Raw genomic sequence first — 18,852 nt, forward strand, 5'->3', positions numbered from 1 at the left:
TTCGGCGTCGGGCCCGTCCGGCGGCCGTTGAGACGCCAGTGGGTCCGCTCAGCGGCGACCGTTGGAGCGTCGCATCAGGAATCCGGCCACGATCAGCGCGCCGGCCACCGCCGCCCCGGCCATCAGCATCGACCGGGGGTTGCGCCGCCCGGCGTCCACGACCTGGCGGACGGGACCGGGTGCCTGCTCGGCGGCGTGCTTGGCACGCATGGACCCGCCACGCACCGCGTGCCCGGCCTCCGCGGCCTTGCCCTGCACGGCGTGACCGGCCTTGGCGGCCTTGCCCTGTACCACGTGGCCCGCCCCGGCGACCCGGCCCTGCACGGCGTGACCGGCCTTGGCCGCTTTGCCCTGCACGGCGTGGCCCGCCTGCGCGGCGGAGCTGCGCAGTTGCACGGTCATCGCGCCGGCCTTGTCCCGCAGGTCTGCGGCCCGGGCCCGGGCACGGCCCTTGACGTCCGTCTTGCCCGCCAACTCCTCGATGGTGTTGCCGAGTTGGGTACGCGTACGTTCGATCTGCTGCCTCAGCTCGTCTGGGCCCTTGGCCCCGGCAGGCGTCATCGGTGTGCCCTTTCCCTGATCTCCTCCACGTCGGCCCTGACACTGCCGAGGGCCGCCTCGGGCGTGGGCGGTGTGGCCCGGCGCAACTGGGCTCGGCCCAGCGCGGCCAGGACGCCCGCGATCACGAACAGCACTGCCGTCACGATGAGCGCCGCCGCCCAGACCGGCAGTACCAGCGCGAGCGCGGCGGCGCCCGTCGCGGCGAGACCGAGCAGCCCGGCGTAGGCGAAGGCTCCCGCGCCGCCGAGCATGCCGCCGCCCTTGCCGGCGCGTTTGCCCTTCTCGGCCAGCTCCATCTTGGCGAGGGCCATCTCCTGCCGGACGAGCCGGGAGAGCTGTTCGGTGGCCTGTCCGACGAGTTCGCCCACGGAGTGCTCGTCACGCACGGGGCGTGAGGTGTCCATGGTCCCGGTCACGTTCCGCCTCCTCTCAGTTCCGGACGCCACGGGTACCCCGCCCGGTCCCCGCTACCCCTGCCGCCCGCCACCCGCCCCGTGCCCGCGGCCGAGCCTGGCCAGCTGGGTCTGGAACCAGTCGAGCCGGGCCTGCAGGAGAGCCGCCTCGGCGACCAGTTCCGGCACGCCGAGCCCACCGGCCTCCGCCCCGCCCGACGACACCCCCCCGCCCGCCGGCACCACCCCGTCCGACGGCACCGCCCCGCCCGACGACACCCCCCCGTCCGCCGGCACCACCCCGTCCGACGGCACCGCCCCGTCCGACGGCATGGCGCCGTCCGCCGGACCGCCACCAGCCAGCGGACCACTGCCGGTCAGCGGACCACTGCCGGTGCCACGGCCGGTGCCCGGTCCGCCGCCGGCCACCGAACCGCTGCCGGTAACCGGACCGCCGACGACCGGACCACCGCCAGCCACCGGACCGCCGCCAACGACCGGACCACCACCACCACCCACCACCGGACCGCCGCCGACGACCGGACCACCACCCACCACCGAACGACCGCCGACGACCGGGCCCGCGCCGGCGACCGGGGCAGGCCCGGTGGCCGACACCCGCAACCCCTCCCCCGCCAGCCGCGCGAACACCGCGGGCGTGACGGACGTACGCCCGCGCACGCACCCCGCGCAGGCAGGCGCCAGCACGCGCCACCCGGGTCTCCCCCAGCCGGCGTCGGCGAGCGCGCGGGCGGCGGCGCCGCAGGCACACGGGCCGATCGTCGCCGTCCGCACCCGCTGACGGGCGTAGCGGAAGCCGCGTTCGAAGCGGATGTAGGCGCCGAGGACGGAGACCTCCAGCAGCGCCGCCGCCCGGTGCTCGGCCGTGCACAGCAGCCCCTCGGCCACCGACCGGTCGTGCACGCAGTGGAAGCCGCAGTCACAGCGCCGGTGCGGCGGCCGGTGCCGCAGGCCGTACACGCAGGACGCGTCGGCCAGGACTCCGTACGGCAGCGCGCCGCCGATCGACACACCGGTGAACCCGGCCCGGGTGCCGTCCTGGGACAGCACCGGGTGGGCGATCTTGTATCCGGTCGGCGGCTCCGTCGGGCGTTCCTCCGGAAGCCGCAGCCTCATCGGGCCGCCGGGACCTCTTCGGCCGCGGGCGCCTGGAGGCCCTGGAGTTCTCCGCGGAACTCTTCACGGAGCTCTGGGTGCCGTTCGGGACCGTCCTCGTGGACGACGCGATCCTCCGGCCGCTCCTCCGCGACGCCGGTGGCGAGTGCCTTGCCGAGCTTCATGACGCCTCCCATGACCCGTGGCCGATGTCCCTCCCGCCATGGTGACCCACGAGACCCCGCATTGGACATAGGGCCTCACCCCTAAGAAACCCTGAGAGATACCCCTTAGAAGAATTAAGTAGAGCTTCACCGTTGACGTGCCGAGACTGTCCCCATGACGACCTCACCACCCGCCGCCCCACCCTTCGGCCGCCTCCTGTGCGCCATGATCACGCCGTTCACGGAGTCCGGGGCGCTGGATCTCGACGGCGCCCAGCGGCTCGCCGTACGGCTGGTGGCCGAGGGCTGCGACGGGCTCGTGCTGTCCGGCACGACGGGAGAGTCGCCGACCACGACGGACGCCGAGAAGGCGGCACTGGTCGGGGCGGTCCGCGCCGCGGTGGGCGACCGGGCGCACATCGTCGCGGGCGTGGGCACCGCCGACACCCGGCACACCGTGGAGCTGGCCCGGGACGCCGAGAAGGCGGGCGCGGACGCGGTGCTGGTGGTCACCCCGTACTACAGCCGCCCGCCGCAGGATGCCGTGGAGGCGCATTTCCGGGAGGTCGCGGACGAGTCCGGGCTGCCGCTGATGCTGTACGACATCCCCGGCCGCACCGGCACCCGCATCGAGCCGGAGACGATGATCCGGCTCGCGGACCATCCGCGGATCGTGGCGGTCAAGGACTGCGCGTACGACCTGCTGGGCACGCAGAAGGTGCTGTCCCGCACGGAGTTGGCGTACTACACGGGCTGCGACGAGTACACGCTCGCCCTGTACGCCAACGGCGCCGCGGGCTGCGTCAGTACGGTGGCCAATGTGACGCCACGCCATCTCTGCACCGTCCTCGACGCGTTCGACGCGGGGCGCACGGCCGAGGCGGCCCGGCTCCAGCAGCGGCTCTGCGAGCTCGTGGAGGCGATGATGGCCGGGGGCCTGCCCGGCACGGTCACCGCGAAGGCCCTGCTCACCACGCTGGGCCTGCCGGCCGGCCCGCCCCGCCCGCCGCTCAGACCCGCCGACCGGGAGACGACCGACGGGCTGCGGGCGACGTACGAACGCCTGGTCGAGACCACGGTCTGACGGACAGTCGGCGAGCAACAGACGACCAGGGATCAACGCTCCGCGAACACGGGCTCCCACCCACGCCGGCTCATGTCCTCGTCCTGCTCACGGACCCCGGAATGCGGGTACGCCCGGACCGGGGCTCGCGCACCATGGTCCGGCCGGACGGGGCCCGACCCCGCCCGCCCCGGCGACGCGGAAGACACCGAGCGGGGCGGGGCAGGGCGCGGCACGTCACGTCACATCACGGCGGAGAGGACCCGGGAGGATCAACTCCAGGTGTGATGGCCCCCCACCAGCAGCACGTGCTCCAGCACGTCCTCCATCGGGTCGTCCACCTGCCCGGTGTTGACCAGCCCGAACCGGTGCCCGTTGTGGGACCCGGTGTTGGTCTCGTCGGCATGCGCCGTCCCGCCCGGCAGCCAGCACACCGCCACCAGAGCCAACACCCCGGCCGGCCGCCGCAGCGCGGCCCACGTCCACTCGTTCGTCATCCTTCGACCCCTGTCCCCTCATTCGGGCCCGATTCGACTTCTGATCGGACCAGCGTCACCGTTTTCATCAGCGGAACCCTCCCGGAGGTCACGCGAGGTAACCCATACGTGACCCGGAAACGCTTGCCGACAGGGACATAAGTCGACTCCTGTCACTCGGACCACCTGCGTGTCGCCGACCGGACTGTGTGCCGCCCGGCACCACGACGCACGACGCCGGCCGCAAGCTCACGACCGCCGACTTCGACCTGGCCCAACGCATCGACGCCGTCGCCCGGGCGCACGGGGCGGAACCGCTCGACGGCTGACGCGGGTTGCCGGCCGCCCCGCGAGGAGGCCCGACGGCTCGATGCCCGGCCCGCGAGGCGGTCACCGACCGGTCTGTGGCCAAGCCGACGCCAAACTGCCGCAGCGAATCGGTCGTCCGCGGCGCATACTGGGGGCAATGACTAGGACCGCTGCACCCAAGCGCCATCTGCCCACCAGCCCCTTCAAGGCCCGGGCCACGCCAGCTCCCAAGAACTTCGCCGTCGGTGACCAGGTCACTCACGACATGTACGGCCTCGGCCGGGTGATCGGCGTCGAGGGCGGGATCGCGGTACTCGTGGATTTCGGCTCGGCACAAGAGCGAATCCTGAGCCCGTACGCCAAGATGACCAAGCTGTAGGACCCGTGCCCCATCGCGGCACGCCAGGTCCCTCCGGGGACCCGCAACGAACAGGGAGACCTCTCATCGATCTGACCTCGCCGTTCTCCGCCCCGGAAGGGGCACCCCGCTGCTCCGGCACAGCATCACCGCCTCCGACGACCAACCCCTTCCAGGCCCCGGCCTTCGGGGAGGACGAGGCCGCCGTATGCGAAACAGGCACGGACACGCCTCAGGTGTGAGTGCGGCGTGACCGTTCGGTCAGCCGTGGATGTCAGAAGCCTGCTGATCCGTGGCCCTGGGCCCGGATCGAACGCCTCGTACTGTGCTCACGAATGAACGCCCTTCCGGACCGGCCGTTTCCGGACCGCGGAAGGGCGCTCAGGGCGGTCGGCAGCAACCAGCGCCGACCAGCTCGGCGGCGACCGCACGTCACCGCCCGCGGCGATCAGTTGTGGCTGTGCAGCACCTCGTTCAGCCCGCCCCACACCGCATTGTTCGGCCGGGCCTCCACCGCGCCCGTGACCGAGTTGCGGCGGAAGAGGATGTTGGACGCGCCCGAGAGTTCGCGGGCCTTGACGATCTGGCCGTCGGGCATCGTGACGCGGGTGCCGGCGGTGACGTACAGGCCGGCCTCCACCACGCACTCGTCACCGAGGGCGATGCCGACGCCCGCCTCGGCGCCGATCAGGCAGCGCTCGCCGATCGAGATGATGACGTTGCCGCCGCCGGACAGGGTGCCCATGGTGGAGGCGCCGCCGCCGATGTCCGAGCCGTCGCCGATGACGACGCCCGCGGAGATACGGCCCTCGACCATCGACGTGCCGAGCGTGCCGGCGTTGAAGTTCACGAAGCCCTCGTGCATGACCGTGGTGCCCTCGGCGAGGTGCGCCCCCAGCCGGACCCGGTCGGCGTCGGCGATGCGGACGCCCTTCGGGGCCACGTAGTCCGTCATGCGCGGGAACTTGTCCACCGAGGTCACCTGGAGGTGCAGGCCCTCGGCGCGGGCGTTCAGGCGCACCCGCTCCAGATCGTCCACGGCGACCGGGCCGAGCGAGGTCCAGGCCACGTTGGCGAGGTGGCCGAAGATGCCGTCCAGGCTCAGGCCGTGCGGCTTGACCAGGCGGTGCGACAGCAGGTGCAGCCGCAGGTAGACGTCGTGGGCGTCGACCGGCTTCTCCGCGAGCGAGGAGACGACCGTGCGGACCGCGACCACCTCGACGCCGCGGCGGGCGTCCGGGCCGATCGCCTGGGCGGCGCCGGCGCCGAGCAGTTCCACGGCACGCTCGGCCGACAGCCGCTCGGTGCCGGCCGGACCGGCCTCCTCGGCGAGCTCGGGCGCGGGGAACCAGGTGTCGAGAACGGTGCCGTCGGCGGCGATCGTGGCAAGGCCGGCGGCAACGGCGCCGGTGGTGCGAGGTGCAGTCGTGTCGGTCATGGGGGAAACCTAACGTGACGGCCGTCGGAGGTGCGAACCGGTGCCCCGCCCGTCTCACGCTCCGGTCCACTCCTCAGCCGAGCCCGCGTCCCGTCTCTGCCCGGCTGCCGCACCCCCTGGGCACGGCACCTCTCAGCCCAAGCCACGCCCCACCCCACCACCAGGAGCCGGAAAACACGCGGTGGTGATCGCCGCCGTGCCCACGCCGGCGTAGGCCGTGCCGACGGAGACGCGGGTCCGGCCGGGCGGGTGCGCCGGGCCGCCTCGGAACACAGGGACAGCACGAAAGCCCCGGCTCTCCAGCCGGGGCCTCCTGGCGTACGCCGTATCCGGGCGGAGGGCTCAGACGTTGAACCCCAGCGCCCGCAGCTGGTCGCGGCCCTCGTCCGTGATCTTGTCGGGGCCCCACGGCGGCATCCAGACCCAGTTGATCCGCAGCTCGCCCACCAGGCCCTCGGTGGCCGACTTGGCCTGGTCCTCGATGACGTCCGTCAGCGGGCAGGCCGCCGAGGTCAGGGTCATGTCGATGGTGGCGACATTGGCCTCGGCGTCGATGTGGATGCCGTAGATGAGGCCGAGGTTGACGACGTCGATGCCCAGTTCGGGGTCGACCACGTCCATCAGGGCCTCGCGGAGTTCCTCCTCCGAGACCGGCTTCATCTCCACGGTGTCGGTCGTGTCGCTCATGCCGTCTTCCTTTCGGCGTCGGCTCCGCCCAGCACCTGGGCCGTCGCGTCCTTCCACGCCATCCAGCTCAGGAGGGCGCACTTCACCCGGGCCGGGTACTTGGAGACCCCGGCGAACGCGACCGCGTCCTCCAGGACCTCCTCCATCGCGTCGTCCGGCTCGATCCTGCCCTTGGACTGCATCAGCTCCAGGAAGGTCTCCTGGATCCGCCGGGCGTCGGCCAGGTCCTTGCCGACCAGCAGGTCGTTCAGCACGGACGCGCTCGCCTGGCTGATCGAACAGCCCTGGCCCTCGTACGAGACGTCCTTGACGGTCCTGCCGTCGTACTTCACGCGCAGCGTGATCTCGTCGCCGCACGTCGGGTTGGTGTGATGCACCTCGGCGTCGCCGTCCCGCAAGCCCCGTCCGTGCGGGTTCTTGTAGTGGTCCAGGATGACTTCCTGGTACATCGAATCCAGCTTCACGATTCCAGCCAGCCCCTCAGCCGAAGAAGTTCCGTACGTGCTCCAGCCCGTCGACCAGCGCGTCGATCTCCGCCGGCGTGGAGTACAGATAGAACGACGCTCGCGTGGTCGCAGGAATTCCGTACCGCAGGCAGACGGGGCGGGCGCAGTGGTGGCCGACCCGGACCGCGATGCCCTGCTCGTCCAGGACCTGGCCCACGTCGTGCGGGTGGATGTCGCCGAGCGTGAAGGAGATCGCGGCGCCCCGCTCCTCGGCCGTGGTGGGGCCGATGATGCGCAGGTCGGGAACCTCGGTCAGCCGCTTCACCGCGTACTCGGTGAGCGCCTGCTCGTGGGCGAGGATCTTGTCCATGCCGATCGAGTTGAGGTAGTCGATCGCCGCGCCCAGGCCGACCGCCTGCGCGATCGGCGGGGTGCCCGCCTCGAACTTGTGCGGGGCGGGGGCGTACGTCGAGGAGTGCATCGACACGGTCTCGATCATCTCGCCGCCGCCGAGGAACGGAGGCAGGTCCTCCAGCAGTTCCTGGCGGCCCCACAGCACGCCGATGCCGGTCGGACCGCACATCTTGTGGCCGGTGAAGGCCACGAAGTCGGCCTGGAGGGCCTGGACGTCCAGCGGCATGTGCGGTGCGGCCTGGGAGGCGTCGACGCAGACCAGCGCGCCGACCTCCTGGGCGCGGCGCACGATGGCCTCGACGGGGTTGTGCGTGCCGAGGATGTTGGACACCAGCACGAAGGAGACGATCTTCGTCTTCTCGGTGATGACCTCGTCGATGTTGGACAGGTCGAGCCGGCCGTCGTCGGTGAGTCCGAACCACCGCAGCTTCGCGCCCGTGCGCTGCGCGAGCAGCTGCCACGGCACGATGTTGGAGTGGTGCTCCATCTCGGTGATGACGATCTCGGTCTCGGCGTCCACGCGGTAGGGCTCGTCGGCCCAGCCCAGCATGTTCGCCACGAGGTTGAGGGACTCCGAGGCGTTCTTGGTGAAGATCACCTCGTCGCGGGAGGGCGCGTTGACGAACTCGACGACCTTGTCGCGCGCGCCCTCGTACAGCGCCGTGGCCTCCTCGGCGAGCACATGCACACCGCGGTGGACGTTGGCGTTGTAGCGCTCGTAGTACTCGCTGAGTGCGTCCAGTACCTGCCGCGGCTTCTGGCTGGTCGCCGCGTTGTCCAGGTACACGAGCTTCTGGCCGTCGTGGACCTGGCGGTCCAGGATGGGGAAGTCCTTGCGGATCGCCTCGGTGTCGAGGAGGCCCGGCAGCTGTGTCACGCGGATGCGCCGCCCTTCGTGTCGACTCCGTCGAGCTTCGTGTAGACCTCGTAACCCTCTTCCTCCAGCTTGTCGGCGAGTTCGGCGCCGCCGGACTCGACGATGCGGCCGCCGGAGAAGACGTGCACGTGGTCGGGCTTGATGTAGCGCAGGATGCGCGTGTAGTGCGTGATCAGCAGGGTGCCCACCTCGCCGGTCCCGCGGACGCGGTTGACGCCCTCGGAGACGACGCGCAGGGCGTCGACGTCCAGGCCGGAGTCGGTCTCGTCCAGGATCGCGATCTTCGGCTTGAGCAGCTCCAGCTGGAGGATCTCGTGGCGCTTCTTCTCACCGCCGGAGAAGCCCTCGTTGACGTTGCGCTCGGCGAAGGACGGGTCCATGTTGAGGCGCTCCATGGCCTCCTTGACCTCCTTCACCCAGGTGCGCAGCTTGGGGGCCTCGCCGCGGATGGCGGTGGCGGAGGTGCGCAGGAAGTTGGAGACCGAGACGCCGGGGACCTCGACCGGGTACTGCATGGCGAGGAACAGGCCGGCGCGGGCGCGCTCGTCCACGGACATCTCCAGGACGTCCTCGCCGTCGAGGGTGACGGTGCCGCCGGTGATCGTGTACTTGGGGTGACCCGCGAGCGAGTAGGCGAGGGTCGACTTGCCGGAGCCGTTGGGGCCCATGATGGCGTGCGTCTCGCCCTGCTTCACGGTGAGGTCGACACCCTTGAGGATTTCCTTCGTGCCGTTCTCGACCTCGACGGTGACGTGCAGGTCTCGGATTTCAAGCGTTGCCATGGGTGCCTCAGGACTCCTGGGTGAGGGAGACGAGCACGTCGTCCCCTTCGATCTTTACGGGGTAAACGGGGACGGGGCGCGTCGCCGGAAGGCTGTCGGGCTTGCCGGAGCGCAGGTCGAAGCGCGAGCCGTGCAGCCAGCACTCGATGTGGCAGTCGTCGACCTCGCCCTCGGAGAGCGACACGTTCGCGTGCGAGCAGATGTCGTGGATCGCGAACACCTCGCCCTCGGTCTGCACGATGGACACGGGCGTGCCGTCGAGCTCCACCCGCTTCGGGGTGTCCTCCTCCAGCTCGCCGAGTCCGCAGGCGCGTACGAAGCTCATGCGACGGACGCCTCCAGCTCCTCCTCGATCTTGCCGAGCAGGCGCTCCTCGATGTCCGGGACACCGATCTGCTGGACCAGCTCGGCGAAGAAGCCGCGCACCACCAGTCGGCGGGCGTCGTGCTCCTTGATGCCGCGGGCCATCAGGTAGAACAGCTGCTCGTCGTCGAAGCGGCCGGTCGCGGAGGCGTGTCCGGCGCCGACGATCTCGCCGGTCTCGATCTCCAGGTTGGGCACGGAGTCGACGCGGGCGCCGTCGGTCAGCACGAGGTTGCGGTTCATCTCGTACGTGTCGGTGCCCTCGGCGGCGGCCTCGATGAGGACGTCGCCGATCCACACGGCGTGGGCCTCGTCGCCCTGGAGGGCGCCCTTGTACACGACGTGGGACTTGCAGTGCGGGACGTTGTGGTCGACCAGGAGGCGGTGCTCCTGGTGCTGGCCGCGGTCGGTGAAGTACAGGCCGAACAGCTCGGCCTCGCCGCCGGGGCCGGCGTACGTCACGCGCGGGTGCAGCCGGACCACGTCGCCGCCGAAGGTCACGACGACCGACTTGAAGGTGGCGTCGCGGCCGATCAGGGTGTTGTGCTGGCCCACGTGCACGGCCTTGTCGTCCCAGTCCTGGACGGAGACGACGGTCAGTTTGGCGCCGTCGCCGAGGACGTAGTCGACGTTGGCGGCGAGCACGGCGTCGCCGGTGTGGTCGATGACGACCACGGCCTCGGCGAAGGCGCCCAGCTCGACGACCTGGTGGCCGTAGGCGACGCCGCCCTCGCCGTGCACCGCGATGCGGATCGGCTCGGTGAGGACGGTCTCCTTGGGCACGGTGACGACCGAGGCCTTCTCGAAGGCGGAGTACGCCTGGGCGGCGACGCGGTCCACGGGGGTGCCCGCCCTGCCAAGCCGCGCGTCGTCGCGGCCGACGGTCTCGACGGTGACGCCCTCGGGGGCCTGGATGTCGACCTTCACGCCGGTGCCGGTGGCGACGGCGGTGCCGTCGTGCAGGCCGCGCAGCCGCGCCAGCGGGGTGAACCGCCACTCCTCCTCGCGGCCGTGCGGGACCGGGAAGTCCGCCACGTCGAAGGAGGGGGGCGCGCTCATGCGCGTGGCGACGGTCGACTCGGCGGCCACCGCGATGGATCCGGCGGTGGTGGACCCCACCGGGAGATTCTGAGCCTCAGCCATGGCTGTCGTAGTGCTCGCTTTCCGTTACGTAAGTGGCTTGCGGACGGCGCCGGCGCTCAGCCGACCGCGCCTTCCATCTGCAGCTCGATCAGCCGGTTGAGCTCCAGGGCGTACTCCATGGGCAGTTCCTTGGCGATCGGCTCGACGAAGCCGCGCACGATCATCGCCATCGCCTCGTCCTCGGACAGGCCGCGGCTCATCAGGTAGAACAGCTGGTCCTCGGAGACCTTGGAGACGGTGGCCTCGTGGCCCATGGACACGTCGTCCTCGCGGACGTCCACGTACGGGTACGTGTCGGAGCGGGAGATGGTGTCGACCAGCAGCGCGTCGCACAGCACGTTCGACTTGGAGCCGGGGGCGCCCTCGCCGATCTCGATCAGGCCGCGGTACGAGGTGCGCCCGCCGCCGCGCGCCACGGACTTGGAGACGATGTTGGACGACGTGTTCGGCGCCATGTGGACCATCTTGGCGCCGGCGTCCTGGTGCTGGCCCTCGCCGGCGAAGGCGATGGACAGGGTCTCGCCCTTGGCGTGCTCGCCCATCAGGTAGACGGCCGGGTACTTCATCGTCACCTTGGAGCCGATGTTGCCGTCGATCCACTCCATGGTCGCGCCCTCGTACGCCACGGCGCGCTTGGTGACCAGGTTGTAGACGTTGTTCGACCAGTTCTGGATGGTCGTGTAGCGGCAGCGGGCGTTCTTCTTGACGATGATCTCGACCACGGCGCTGTGCAGCGAGTCCGACTTGTAGATCGGGGCCGTACAGCCTTCGACGTAGTGCACGTAGGCGCCCTCGTCGACGATGATCAGGGTCCGCTCGAACTGGCCCATGTTCTCCGTGTTGATGCGGAAGTAGGCCTGGAGCGGGATCTCCACGTGCACGCCCTTCGGCACGTAGATGAAGGAGCCGCCCGACCACACGGCGGTGTTCAGCGCCGCGAACTTGTTGTCACCGGCGGGGATGACGGTCCCGAAGTACTCCTTGAAGAGCTCCGGGTGCTGCTTCAGCGCGGTGTCGGTGTCCAGGAAGATGACGCCCTGCTCCTCCAGGTCCTCGCGGATCTGGTGGTAGACGACCTCGGACTCGTACTGGGCGGCGACACCGGCGACGAGGCGCTGCTTCTCCGCCTCCGGGATGCCGAGCTTGTCGTACGTGTTCTTGATGTCCTCGGGCAGTTCCTCCCAGGAAGCGGCCTGCTTCTCGGTGGAGCGCACGAAGTACTTGATGTTGTCGAAGTCGATGCCCGACAGGTCGGAGCCCCAGTTCGGCATGGGCTTCTTCTCGAAGAGCTTCAGGCCCTTGAGGCGGAGCTTGGTCATCCACTCCGGTTCGGACTTCTTGCCGGAGATGTCCCGGACCACGTCCTCGTTCAGGCCGCGGCGCGCCGACGCGCCGGCCACGTCCCGGTCGGCCCAGCCGTATTCGTACTTGCCCAGACCTTCGAGCTCGGGGTGGGCAGTCTCCGTGGGGAGAGTCATGCGGGGTTCCTCCCGGCCGTGCTTGCAGATGCGTTAGCGGAAATCTTGGGGATGAACGTCGTGCAGACGCCGTCGCCGTGCGCGATGGTCGCCAGTCGCTGTACGTGTGTACCGAGCAGCTCGGCGAAAAATTCCGTCTCGGCCTCGCACAGCTGCGGGAACTGTTCGGCGACGTGGGCGACCGGGCAGTGGTGCTGGCACAGCTGCTCTCCCACGGGCGCCTTGCGCGCGGTTGCAGCGTACCCGTCGGCACTCAGGGCCTTGGCCAGCGCTTCGGTGCGCTTGTCCGGGTCGGCGTTCTGCACGGCCGCGCGGTAGGCGCTCGCCTGGGCGGCGATCCGGGCCCGGGCGAAGGCGGCGACCGCCTCCTGCCCGCCCTCGCGCTCGGCGATCCAGCGCAGCGCGTCCGCGGCCAGCGTGTCGTACGACTGGTCGAAGGCGTCGCGGCCGCAGTCGGTCAGCGCGAACACCTTGGCCGGCCGGCCGCGCGTGCGCGCCCCGTAGACCCGCTGCTCGCGCGCCTCTACGACGTCGTCGGCGGCCAGCGCGTCCAGATGGCGCCGCACGGCCGCCTGGGTGAGTCCCAGCCGTCCCGCGAGTTCGGCGACGGTGGAGGGGCCGTGGTCCAGGATGGACCGCGCGACGCGGTTGCGCGTCGAGCGCTCCCCGGTCGCGAGTTCCTCCTGCGGGGTCCCCGTGGGGGTCTCCCGAGCCTCACCGACGTTTTTCACAACGCCATTGTTGCGTAATTCAGGAGAACCTGACAAGCCGCGCCCGAACCGGCCGGTGGTGCCCTGCGTCACTTAGGTAAACCTAAGATGACCTGCGGAAAGGATCTTTGATCGATCGGATCCCGGGGGCGGCCCGTCGCCCGCAAGCCGCTGCTCGCGCGTGCGCCGGCCCCGTGAGGAGGAACTCCTCCACCCGCCGCTCCGAGGGCCCGGCCGCGTCCCTAGACTCGGGAACCATGCGAAGCGAGCCCGTGGTCCAGGTCCAGGCCCTGGTGAAGCGGTACGGCACGAAGACCGCGGTGAACGGCCTCGACCTGGTGGCCCGCACGGGCGTCACCGCCGTGCTCGGCCCCAACGGGGCGGGCAAGACCACCACGGTCGAGACCTGCGAGGGCTACCGCAGACCGGACGCCGGCACCGTGCGCGTCCTGGGCCTCGACCCGGTCGGACAGGCCGCCGAGCTGCGGCCCCGCGTCGGCGTGATGCTCCAGTCCGGCGGCGTCTACTCCGGTGCCCGGGCCGACGAGATGCTGCGGCACGTCGCCAGGCTGCACGCGCACCCCCTCGACGTGGACGCGCTGATCGAGCGCCTCGGGCTCGGCTCCTGCGGCCGGACCGCCTACCGGCGCCTGTCCGGCGGCCAGCAGCAGCGGCTCGCCCTCGCCATGGCCGTCGTGGGCCGCCCCGAGCTGGTGTTCCTGGACGAGCCGACCGCGGGCCTCGACCCGCAGGCCCGCCGCGCCACCTGGGACCTCGTGAGGGACCTGCGCGCCGACGGCGTCTCGGTGATCCTCACCACGCACTTCATGGACGAGGCCGAGCAGCTCGCCGACGACATGGCGATCATCGACGCCGGCCGGGTCGTCGCCCAGGGCTCACCCGAGGAGCTGTGCCGCGGCGGCGCCGAGAACACCCTGCGCTTCACCGGCCGGCCCGGCCTGGACGTCGGCTCCCTGCTCAAGGCGCTGCCCGCCGACGCCGCCGCCGCCGAGCTGACGCCGGGCTCGTACCGGGTCACCGGCAAGATCGACCCGCAGCTGCTGGCGACGGTCACCTCGTGGTGCGCCCAGCACGGCGTGATGCCGGACCGCATCTCGGTCGAACGGCACACCCTCGAAGACGTGTTTCTGGAGCTGACCGGCAAGGAGTTGCGTTCATGAGTGCCGCCCGCACGGGGATCGGCCGGGAGTCCGGGGGCTGTCCCCCGGGACGGCACAGCTGGGAACCCACCGGCAAGGAGTCGCGCTCGTGACCGCCACCGGTCGGTACGCCCCGCGTCCCGGCGCGGCCCCGCTCCCCCGGATGATCGCCGCGCAGGCCGCGCTGGAGACGCGGATGCTGCTGCGCAACGGCGAGCAGTTGCTGCTGACCGTCGTGATCCCCACGCTGCTGCTGGTGCTGTTCAGCACCGTCGACATCGTCGACACGGGCTCCGGGCAGGCCGTCGACTTCCTCACCCCCGGCGTCCTCGCGCTCGCGGTGATGTCGACGGCGTTCACCGGCCAGGCCATCGCCACGGGCTTCGAGCGCCGCTACGGCGTGCTGAAGCGGCTCGCGGCCTCCCCCCTGCCCCGCTGGGGCCTGATGGCCGCCAAGACGGTGTCGGTACTGGTCACCGAGGTGCTGCAAGTCGTGCTGCTGACGGTGATCGCCTTCGCGCTGGGCTGGTCGCCGCACGGCAGCCCCTTCGCCGTGCTGCTGCTCCTGGTGCTCGGCACCGCGGCGTTCTCCGGCCTCGGCCTGCTGATGGCGGGCACGCTCAAGGCCGAGGCGACGCTGGCCGCCGCCAACCTGGTGTTCCTGCTGCTGCTGGTCGGCGGCGGGGTGATCGTGCCGCTGGACAGGTTCCCGCCCGGCGCGCAGGACGTCCTGGGCCTGCTGCCGATCTCGGCGCTGTCCGACGGACTGCGGGACGTGCTCCAGCACGGCGCGGGCATGCCCTGGGGCGACCTCGCGATCCTGGCGGCATGGGCGGTCGCGGGTCTCGCCGCCGCCGGGAGGTTCTTCCGCTGGGAGTAGGCCGGGCGCCCGGACACCCACCCTCGTGAAAGCGTGCACAAGCGCGCGGCCTACCATGGTGCCCGTGCCGAACGTGACCCGCGCCGACGCCCTGGCAACCCTGCGCAACCCCCTCGCCTTCATCGCCGCACGCTGGACCCCGGAGCCCCGGACGGTCCGGCGGGCCGCCCTGTCCGCGCTCGTCATGTCGGTGGTGATCGTGGTCACCGGCGGCGCCGTACGGCTGACCGGCTCGGGCCTCGGCTGCCCGACCTGGCCGAAGTGCACCGCCGACTCGCTCACCGCGACCAGCGCGATGGGCGTCCACGGCGCCATCGAGTTCGGCAACCGCATGCTGACGTACGTGCTGTGCGCCGCCGTCGGCTGGGCCATCATCGCCGCGCGTGCCGAGAAGCCCCGGCGCGACGGCCTGACCCGGCTGGGCTGGGCGCAGTTCTGGATCGTGATGAGCAACGCGGTGCTCGGCGGCATCGTGGTGCTGGTCGGCCTGAACCCGTACACGGTCGCGGCGCACTTCGTGGCGACGTCGGCGCTGATCGCGGTCGCCACGGTGATGTGGCAGCGCACCCGGGAGGGCGACGCGCCGCCGCGCCCGCTGGTCGGCCGGTCCGTCCAGCAGCTGGTGTGGGCGCTGGTGGCGGTGACCGTGCTGCTGATCCTGGTCGGCACGGTCGTCACCGGAGCGGGTCCGCACGCGGGCGACTCCAGCGAGGTCGAGCGGATGCCGGTCGACTGGGAGACGGTGACCAAGGTGCACGCGGTGCTGGCGTGGATCGTGGTGGCGCTGACGTTCGCCCTGTGGTTCGTCCTCAAGGCGGTCGACGCGCCGCGCGGCCCGCTGGCCAGGACACGGGAGTTGTTCCTGGTGCTGCTGTGCCAGGGCGGCCTGGGCTACGTCCAGTACTTCACGGATCTGCCCGAGGTGCTGGTCGGCCTGCACATGTTCGGCTCGGCGGTGACGTGGATCGCGGTGCTCCGGGTGCTGCTGTCGCTGCGCGAGCGTCCGTGGGCGGACGCCCAGGTGCCGAACCCGTCGGCCGGGGCGACCCTCACGAGGGCCTGAACGCGACCCCGGCGACGGCCTGAGCCCGCTCGGAGACCGCCCCGACGACAGCCTCGGCACCCCTCAGAAGCCACCCGCGACGGCCAGCCCGGCTCAGTCCAGCCCGTACACCCGCCGCGCGTTCCCCGACGCGATCATGCCCGCCACCCGCTCCGCGTCCGCCAGGGACCACGCGCCGTCGGCGACCCAGCCGCCCAGCACGCGTCCGAGGGCCTCGCGGAACAGGCGGGCGCCCACCACGTGCAGCTCGGGCAGCCCGTGGGCGCCGCTGGAGAACAGGATCTTGCCGAACGGGGCCAGCTCCAGGATCTCCGCGAGGACGGTCGCGGCCCGCGCCCCGGTGCGCACCAGCGCGGCGCCCGAGTCGGCGTAGACGTGCGGGAAGACCCCGGCGAGATGGGCGGCGTGCCGGTGGTACGGGTAGCCGTGCAGCAGCACCAGGTCGGTGCCGAGCCCGGCCGTCGCCCGCACGAAGTCGGTGAGCAGCACCGGGTCGGTGCGGTCGATGCGCGCGCCCGGCTCGCCGAGCCCGGCGTGCAGCTGGAGGGGCCGCCCGGAGGCGACCGCGATCCACAGCAGGTGGCGCAGCAGCACCGGGTCGCTCAGCTCGCCGCCGACCCGGCGTCCGGCCAGCCAGCGCGCGGCGGCGCCCCGCACCTCCCCGGGCCCCGGCGGCTCCGGCGCGACCGCCAGCCCGTGCCGTACGCCCGCGACGGACGTGAAGGCGACGGCGTGCGCCGCCGCGCCGTGCACCGACTCGGCGAGGTTGGCGAGGAAGGACTCGACGGTGCCGGAGGTGTCGGCGACCTGCTCGGCCAGCTGCTCCAGGCGCACGATCTCGTGGGCCTCGGCGGCGCCCGCCGAGGCCATCTCGCCGGGTCCGGTGAGGTCGTCGGGCAGCCCGGTGTCGACCAGGTAGGTGGTGATGCCGCTGCCGCGCAGCAGCCGGCGGCCCGCCTCCAGGACGCCGAGTTCGCGGCGCCGGGCCAGGTAGCGGGCGGGCGGGCAGTGCGGTTCCAGGCCGAGCAGCGGCGGGCACCAGCGGCGCACCGCGAACCCGGTCTGGGTGTCGAACAGGGTGGTGCCCGGCGCGGGCGGTCCCTCGGTGCGGGCCAGCCGGGCCTCGAAGGTGCCGAGGCCCAGCTCGGTGCGGACCACGCCGTGGCAGTACTGGTCCACGAGGGACGGCGTGTCGATCATCCGGGCTCCCCGTGGCTGGACCGGGCCGCGAACGGCTTCCTACGGTCCTAACGGGTGAACCCGGTCTCAGGTGTTGCGTGGCCCGCCCACCTGGATGCCCGCCATGCGGGACCACTCGTACGGGCCGGTTTTCACCTTGGCCGCGAACTCGCCGTCGAACGTCTCGTGGACGGTGATGCCGGCCTTCTCGACGGCCTTCTCGGCGATGGTGCAGCTGGGCGCCACGAGGTCGCCCCAGCCGCCGTCCGCGCCGACGAGCACGATCCGGGCGCCGCACTGGCCGAGGTACGCCACCTGGCCCTCGGCGCCGCCGTGCGCCTTGGCGAAGGCGTCGATCCGCTTGGCCAGCCTGGCCACCCGGCGCTGCTCCCTGGCGTCCTGCCGTACGCCGCTGGCCTCGTCAACCTGCTTGGTGTCTGCCATGACCAGGATGCTACCCACGGGTAGATCGAACGGCGACGGGCGGGGTGCGTGGCTTTGGCCACGCACCCCGCCCGGCACCAGGTGGACGCGGCGGGTCAGCGCAGGAAGGGGTCGACCGCGATCGCCAGGAAGAGGATCGACACGTAGGTGATGGACCAGTGGAACAGCCGCATCTCCTTCAGCTTCGCGCCGGTCACCTCGGCCTTGGCGCGGCTCTGCAGCCCGTGCGCCTCCCACAGCCAGAAACCGCCGGCCAGCAGGGCGACCGCGGTGTAGAACCAGCCGGTGTAGCCGAGCGGCGTCAGCAGCAGCGACACGCCGACCATCACCCAGCTGTAGAGGACGATCTGGCGGGCGACGACCTTGTTGGAGGCGACGACCGGGAGCATCGGCACGCCCACGCGCGCGTAGTCGTCCCTGACCTTCATGGACAGCGGCCAGTAGTGCGGCGGCGTCCAGAAGAACATCACCAGGAAGAGGACGACCGGCGCCCACGACATGGAGTTCGTGACGGACGACCAGCCGATCAGCACCGGCATGCAGCCCGCGATGCCGCCCCAGACGATGTTCTGCGAGGTGCGGCGCTTGAGGATCATCGTGTAGACGACGACGTAGAACAGCAGGGCGCCGAGGGAGAGCCAGGCCGACAGCCAGTTGACGGTGAGGCCGAACAGCAGGGTGGAGACCACCGCGAGGGCGATGCCGAAGGCGAGGGCCTCACCGGGGCTGACCATGCCGGTGACGATCGGGCGCTGGGAGGTGCGGTCCATCAGCGCGTCGATGTCACGGTCGATGTACATGTTCAGCGCGTTGGCGCCGCCCGCGGAGAGGTAGCCGCCCAGGCAGGTGAGCAGCACGAGGCCGAGGTCGGGCACGCCCCGCTGCGCCAGGAACATCACCGGAACGGTGGTGATGAGCAGCAGCTCGATGATCCGCGGCTTGGTGAGAGCCACGAACCCCTTGACACGGGCCCCGAACGGCCGATGGGCCGGGCTATGGCTCGTCCCGATTACCCCCGCTGGACGGGATTCAACGGCCGTCACGCACACCCCTACAGAGACATCCCAGCAAGCCTCCCCGTGTGAAGTCGCGGTAAAGGCTCGCGCGTACCACGCCACTGTAGACGTTGCCCATACCCGGATCTTCGCGGGGGTCGGTCGTGTTGGCGCACCCCCTGCGAGGGGGGCGGCAGGCCCTGGTCCGGGGCCCCTCCGACGGGCGTTCCCGGGCTCGATTGAGCACTCGTTTGACCAGCCCCGTATTCAGATGTCGAGCATCGATCAGGCCTGGTCGGGAGGCGCATCGCCAGGAAGCCCGCCAGTCGGCAACGGACCGGAAAAGCGCACGCG

The 18,852-nt window shown here is 71.4% G+C and carries 21 protein-coding genes and 2 pseudogenes; 6 read left to right on the forward strand and 17 right to left on the reverse strand.

What is annotated here, in order from left to right; genetic code table 11:
• Window positions 1-48: 48 nt before the first annotated feature.
• From AB0M97_RS04145 to AB0M97_RS04160, 4 genes and pseudogenes are all read right to left on the reverse strand, one after another.
• Complete coding sequence (locus AB0M97_RS04145) at window positions 49-561, reverse strand: DUF3618 domain-containing protein (RefSeq protein ID WP_365959162.1); 513 nt, start codon at window positions 559-561, stop codon at window positions 49-51.
• Window positions 558-977, reverse strand: coding sequence for a phage holin family protein (locus tag AB0M97_RS04150; RefSeq protein ID WP_365959163.1), 420 nt, complete (start codon window positions 975-977; stop codon window positions 558-560). Before AB0M97_RS04150 ends, AB0M97_RS04145 begins: the two co-directional genes overlap by 4 nt.
• A 591-nt stretch (window positions 978-1,568) precedes the next feature.
• Window positions 1,569-2,090 (reverse strand): annotated as a pseudogene (locus tag AB0M97_RS04155) (hypothetical protein); the annotation flags it as partial.
• A complete protein-coding gene (locus tag AB0M97_RS04160; RefSeq protein WP_365959164.1) occupies window positions 2,087-2,254 on the reverse strand; it encodes a hypothetical protein in 168 nt (55 codons plus the stop codon). The pseudogene AB0M97_RS04155 and the gene AB0M97_RS04160, both read right to left, overlap by 4 nt.
• Window positions 2,255-2,408: 154 nt before the next feature.
• Between AB0M97_RS04160 and dapA the strand changes: the two genes are divergently transcribed.
• On the forward strand, window positions 2,409-3,317 hold the full coding sequence (dapA, locus tag AB0M97_RS04165; RefSeq protein ID WP_365959165.1) for a 4-hydroxy-tetrahydrodipicolinate synthase: 909 nt from the start codon (window positions 2,409-2,411) through the stop codon (window positions 3,315-3,317).
• A gap of 251 nt (window positions 3,318-3,568) precedes the next feature.
• On the opposite strand, the gene AB0M97_RS04170 is transcribed toward dapA, so the two are convergent.
• Entirely contained in the window at window positions 3,569-3,793 is a 225-nt protein-coding gene (locus tag AB0M97_RS04170; RefSeq protein WP_365959166.1) for a hypothetical protein, read from the reverse strand.
• A 197-nt stretch (window positions 3,794-3,990) separates the two neighbouring features.
• Here AB0M97_RS04170 and AB0M97_RS04175 point away from each other — a divergent pair.
• Together AB0M97_RS04175 and AB0M97_RS04180 are read left to right on the forward strand one after the other, a co-directional pair.
• Window positions 3,991-4,101: pseudogene (locus tag AB0M97_RS04175) on the forward strand (4a-hydroxytetrahydrobiopterin dehydratase); the annotation flags it as partial.
• 137 nt (window positions 4,102-4,238) lie between these two features.
• Window positions 4,239-4,460: a hypothetical protein gene (locus AB0M97_RS04180; protein ID WP_365959167.1), complete on the forward strand. Its 222-nt coding sequence runs from the start codon at window positions 4,239-4,241 to the stop codon at window positions 4,458-4,460.
• Window positions 4,461-4,887: 427 nt separating this feature from the next.
• Here AB0M97_RS04180 and dapD read toward each other — a convergent pair whose 3' ends face one another.
• The 9 genes from dapD to AB0M97_RS04225 form a co-directional block, all read right to left on the reverse strand.
• The gene (gene dapD / locus AB0M97_RS04185) at window positions 4,888-5,877 is read right to left on the reverse strand and encodes a 2,3,4,5-tetrahydropyridine-2,6-dicarboxylate N-succinyltransferase (RefSeq protein ID WP_365959168.1); all 990 of its coding nucleotides are present in this window, start codon (window positions 5,875-5,877) and stop codon (window positions 4,888-4,890) included.
• A gap of 342 nt (window positions 5,878-6,219) precedes the next feature.
• Window positions 6,220-6,564: a metal-sulfur cluster assembly factor gene (locus AB0M97_RS04190; RefSeq protein WP_365959169.1), complete on the reverse strand. Its 345-nt coding sequence runs from the start codon at window positions 6,562-6,564 to the stop codon at window positions 6,220-6,222.
• Window positions 6,561-7,028 (reverse strand): Fe-S cluster assembly sulfur transfer protein SufU, encoded by a 468-nt coding sequence (sufU, locus tag AB0M97_RS04195; RefSeq protein WP_365959170.1) that lies wholly within the window; start codon window positions 7,026-7,028, stop codon window positions 6,561-6,563. The genes AB0M97_RS04190 and sufU overlap by 4 nt, the downstream gene beginning before the upstream one ends.
• A 16-nt stretch (window positions 7,029-7,044) precedes the next feature.
• Window positions 7,045-8,301 (reverse strand): cysteine desulfurase, encoded by a 1,257-nt coding sequence (locus tag AB0M97_RS04200; protein WP_365959171.1) that lies wholly within the window; start codon window positions 8,299-8,301, stop codon window positions 7,045-7,047.
• The gene (gene sufC, locus AB0M97_RS04205) at window positions 8,298-9,083 is read right to left on the reverse strand and encodes a Fe-S cluster assembly ATPase SufC (protein WP_365959172.1); all 786 of its coding nucleotides are present in this window, start codon (window positions 9,081-9,083) and stop codon (window positions 8,298-8,300) included. The genes AB0M97_RS04200 and sufC overlap by 4 nt, the downstream gene beginning before the upstream one ends.
• 7 nt (window positions 9,084-9,090) lie before the next feature.
• Window positions 9,091-9,408 (reverse strand): non-heme iron oxygenase ferredoxin subunit, encoded by a 318-nt coding sequence (locus AB0M97_RS04210; RefSeq protein ID WP_365959173.1) that lies wholly within the window; start codon window positions 9,406-9,408, stop codon window positions 9,091-9,093.
• Complete coding sequence (gene sufD, locus AB0M97_RS04215) at window positions 9,405-10,589, reverse strand: Fe-S cluster assembly protein SufD (RefSeq protein ID WP_365959174.1); 1,185 nt, start codon at window positions 10,587-10,589, stop codon at window positions 9,405-9,407. Before sufD ends, AB0M97_RS04210 begins: the two co-directional genes overlap by 4 nt.
• Window positions 10,590-10,645: 56 nt before the next feature.
• Entirely contained in the window at window positions 10,646-12,067 is a 1,422-nt protein-coding gene (sufB, locus tag AB0M97_RS04220) for a Fe-S cluster assembly protein SufB (RefSeq protein ID WP_365959175.1), read from the reverse strand.
• Window positions 12,064-12,798 carry an ArsR family transcriptional regulator gene (locus AB0M97_RS04225; RefSeq protein ID WP_365959176.1) on the reverse strand — a complete coding sequence of 245 codons (735 nt, stop codon included), beginning with the start codon at window positions 12,796-12,798 and terminating at the stop codon, window positions 12,064-12,066. The genes sufB and AB0M97_RS04225 overlap by 4 nt, the downstream gene beginning before the upstream one ends.
• A 236-nt stretch (window positions 12,799-13,034) precedes the next feature.
• Between AB0M97_RS04225 and AB0M97_RS04230 the strand changes: the two genes are divergently transcribed.
• The 3 genes from AB0M97_RS04230 (at window position 13,035) to AB0M97_RS04240 (ending at window position 15,880) form a co-directional block, all read left to right on the forward strand.
• A complete protein-coding gene (locus AB0M97_RS04230; RefSeq protein ID WP_365959177.1) occupies window positions 13,035-13,958 on the forward strand; it encodes an ABC transporter ATP-binding protein in 924 nt (307 codons plus the stop codon).
• Between the two features lie 142 nt (window positions 13,959-14,100).
• A complete protein-coding gene (locus AB0M97_RS04235; protein WP_365959356.1) occupies window positions 14,101-14,817 on the forward strand; it encodes an ABC transporter permease in 717 nt (238 codons plus the stop codon).
• A 55-nt stretch (window positions 14,818-14,872) separates the two neighbouring features.
• Window positions 14,873-15,880, forward strand: coding sequence for a COX15/CtaA family protein (locus tag AB0M97_RS04240; RefSeq protein WP_365959178.1), 1,008 nt, complete (start codon window positions 14,873-14,875; stop codon window positions 15,878-15,880).
• Between the two features lie 93 nt (window positions 15,881-15,973).
• On the opposite strand, the gene AB0M97_RS04245 is transcribed toward AB0M97_RS04240, so the two are convergent.
• The 3 genes from AB0M97_RS04245 to AB0M97_RS04255 all read right to left on the reverse strand — a co-directional run bounded on the left by AB0M97_RS04245 (window position 15,974) and on the right by AB0M97_RS04255 (window position 18,552).
• Window positions 15,974-17,080, reverse strand: coding sequence for an amidohydrolase family protein (locus tag AB0M97_RS04245; protein ID WP_365959179.1), 1,107 nt, complete (start codon window positions 17,078-17,080; stop codon window positions 15,974-15,976).
• Between the two features lie 66 nt (window positions 17,081-17,146).
• The gene (locus tag AB0M97_RS04250; protein WP_365959180.1) at window positions 17,147-17,503 is read right to left on the reverse strand and encodes a hypothetical protein; all 357 of its coding nucleotides are present in this window, start codon (window positions 17,501-17,503) and stop codon (window positions 17,147-17,149) included.
• A gap of 95 nt (window positions 17,504-17,598) precedes the next feature.
• A complete protein-coding gene (locus AB0M97_RS04255) occupies window positions 17,599-18,552 on the reverse strand; it encodes a heme o synthase (protein WP_365959181.1) in 954 nt (317 codons plus the stop codon).
• Between the last annotated feature and the right edge of the window lie 300 nt (window positions 18,553-18,852).

Source organism: Streptomyces sp. NPDC051207 (genome assembly GCF_040682395.1).
Classification (GTDB): Bacteria; Actinomycetota; Actinomycetes; order Streptomycetales; family Streptomycetaceae; genus Streptomyces.

What these genes read in the sequence shown, in the direction of transcription:
- AB0M97_RS04145 (WP_365959162.1), bottom strand. Translation starts at nt 561, where the DNA reads ATGACGCCTGCCGGGGCCAAGGGCCCAGACGAGCTGAGGCAGCAGATC.
- AB0M97_RS04160 (WP_365959164.1), bottom strand. Translation starts at nt 2,254, where the DNA reads ATGAAGCTCGGCAAGGCACTCGCCACCGGCGTCGCGGAGGAGCGGCCG.
- dapA (WP_365959165.1), top strand. Translation starts at nt 2,409, where the DNA reads ATGACGACCTCACCACCCGCCGCCCCACCCTTCGGCCGCCTCCTGTGC.
- AB0M97_RS04170 (WP_365959166.1), bottom strand. Translation starts at nt 3,793, where the DNA reads ATGACGAACGAGTGGACGTGGGCCGCGCTGCGGCGGCCGGCCGGGGTG.
- AB0M97_RS04180 (WP_365959167.1), top strand. Translation starts at nt 4,239, where the DNA reads ATGACTAGGACCGCTGCACCCAAGCGCCATCTGCCCACCAGCCCCTTC.
- dapD (WP_365959168.1), bottom strand. Translation starts at nt 5,877, where the DNA reads ATGACCGACACGACTGCACCTCGCACCACCGGCGCCGTTGCCGCCGGC.
- AB0M97_RS04190 (WP_365959169.1), bottom strand. Translation starts at nt 6,564, where the DNA reads ATGAGCGACACGACCGACACCGTGGAGATGAAGCCGGTCTCGGAGGAG.
- sufC (WP_365959172.1), bottom strand. Translation starts at nt 9,083, where the DNA reads ATGGCAACGCTTGAAATCCGAGACCTGCACGTCACCGTCGAGGTCGAG.
- AB0M97_RS04210 (WP_365959173.1), bottom strand. Translation starts at nt 9,408, where the DNA reads ATGAGCTTCGTACGCGCCTGCGGACTCGGCGAGCTGGAGGAGGACACC.
- sufD (WP_365959174.1), bottom strand. Translation starts at nt 10,589, where the DNA reads ATGGCTGAGGCTCAGAATCTCCCGGTGGGGTCCACCACCGCCGGATCC.
- sufB (WP_365959175.1), bottom strand. Translation starts at nt 12,067, where the DNA reads ATGACTCTCCCCACGGAGACTGCCCACCCCGAGCTCGAAGGTCTGGGC.
- AB0M97_RS04230 (WP_365959177.1), top strand. Translation starts at nt 13,035, where the DNA reads ATGCGAAGCGAGCCCGTGGTCCAGGTCCAGGCCCTGGTGAAGCGGTAC.
- AB0M97_RS04235 (WP_365959356.1), top strand. Translation starts at nt 14,101, where the DNA reads ATGATCGCCGCGCAGGCCGCGCTGGAGACGCGGATGCTGCTGCGCAAC.
- AB0M97_RS04240 (WP_365959178.1), top strand. Translation starts at nt 14,873, where the DNA reads ATGGTGCCCGTGCCGAACGTGACCCGCGCCGACGCCCTGGCAACCCTG.
- AB0M97_RS04245 (WP_365959179.1), bottom strand. Translation starts at nt 17,080, where the DNA reads ATGATCGACACGCCGTCCCTCGTGGACCAGTACTGCCACGGCGTGGTC.
- AB0M97_RS04250 (WP_365959180.1), bottom strand. Translation starts at nt 17,503, where the DNA reads ATGGCAGACACCAAGCAGGTTGACGAGGCCAGCGGCGTACGGCAGGAC.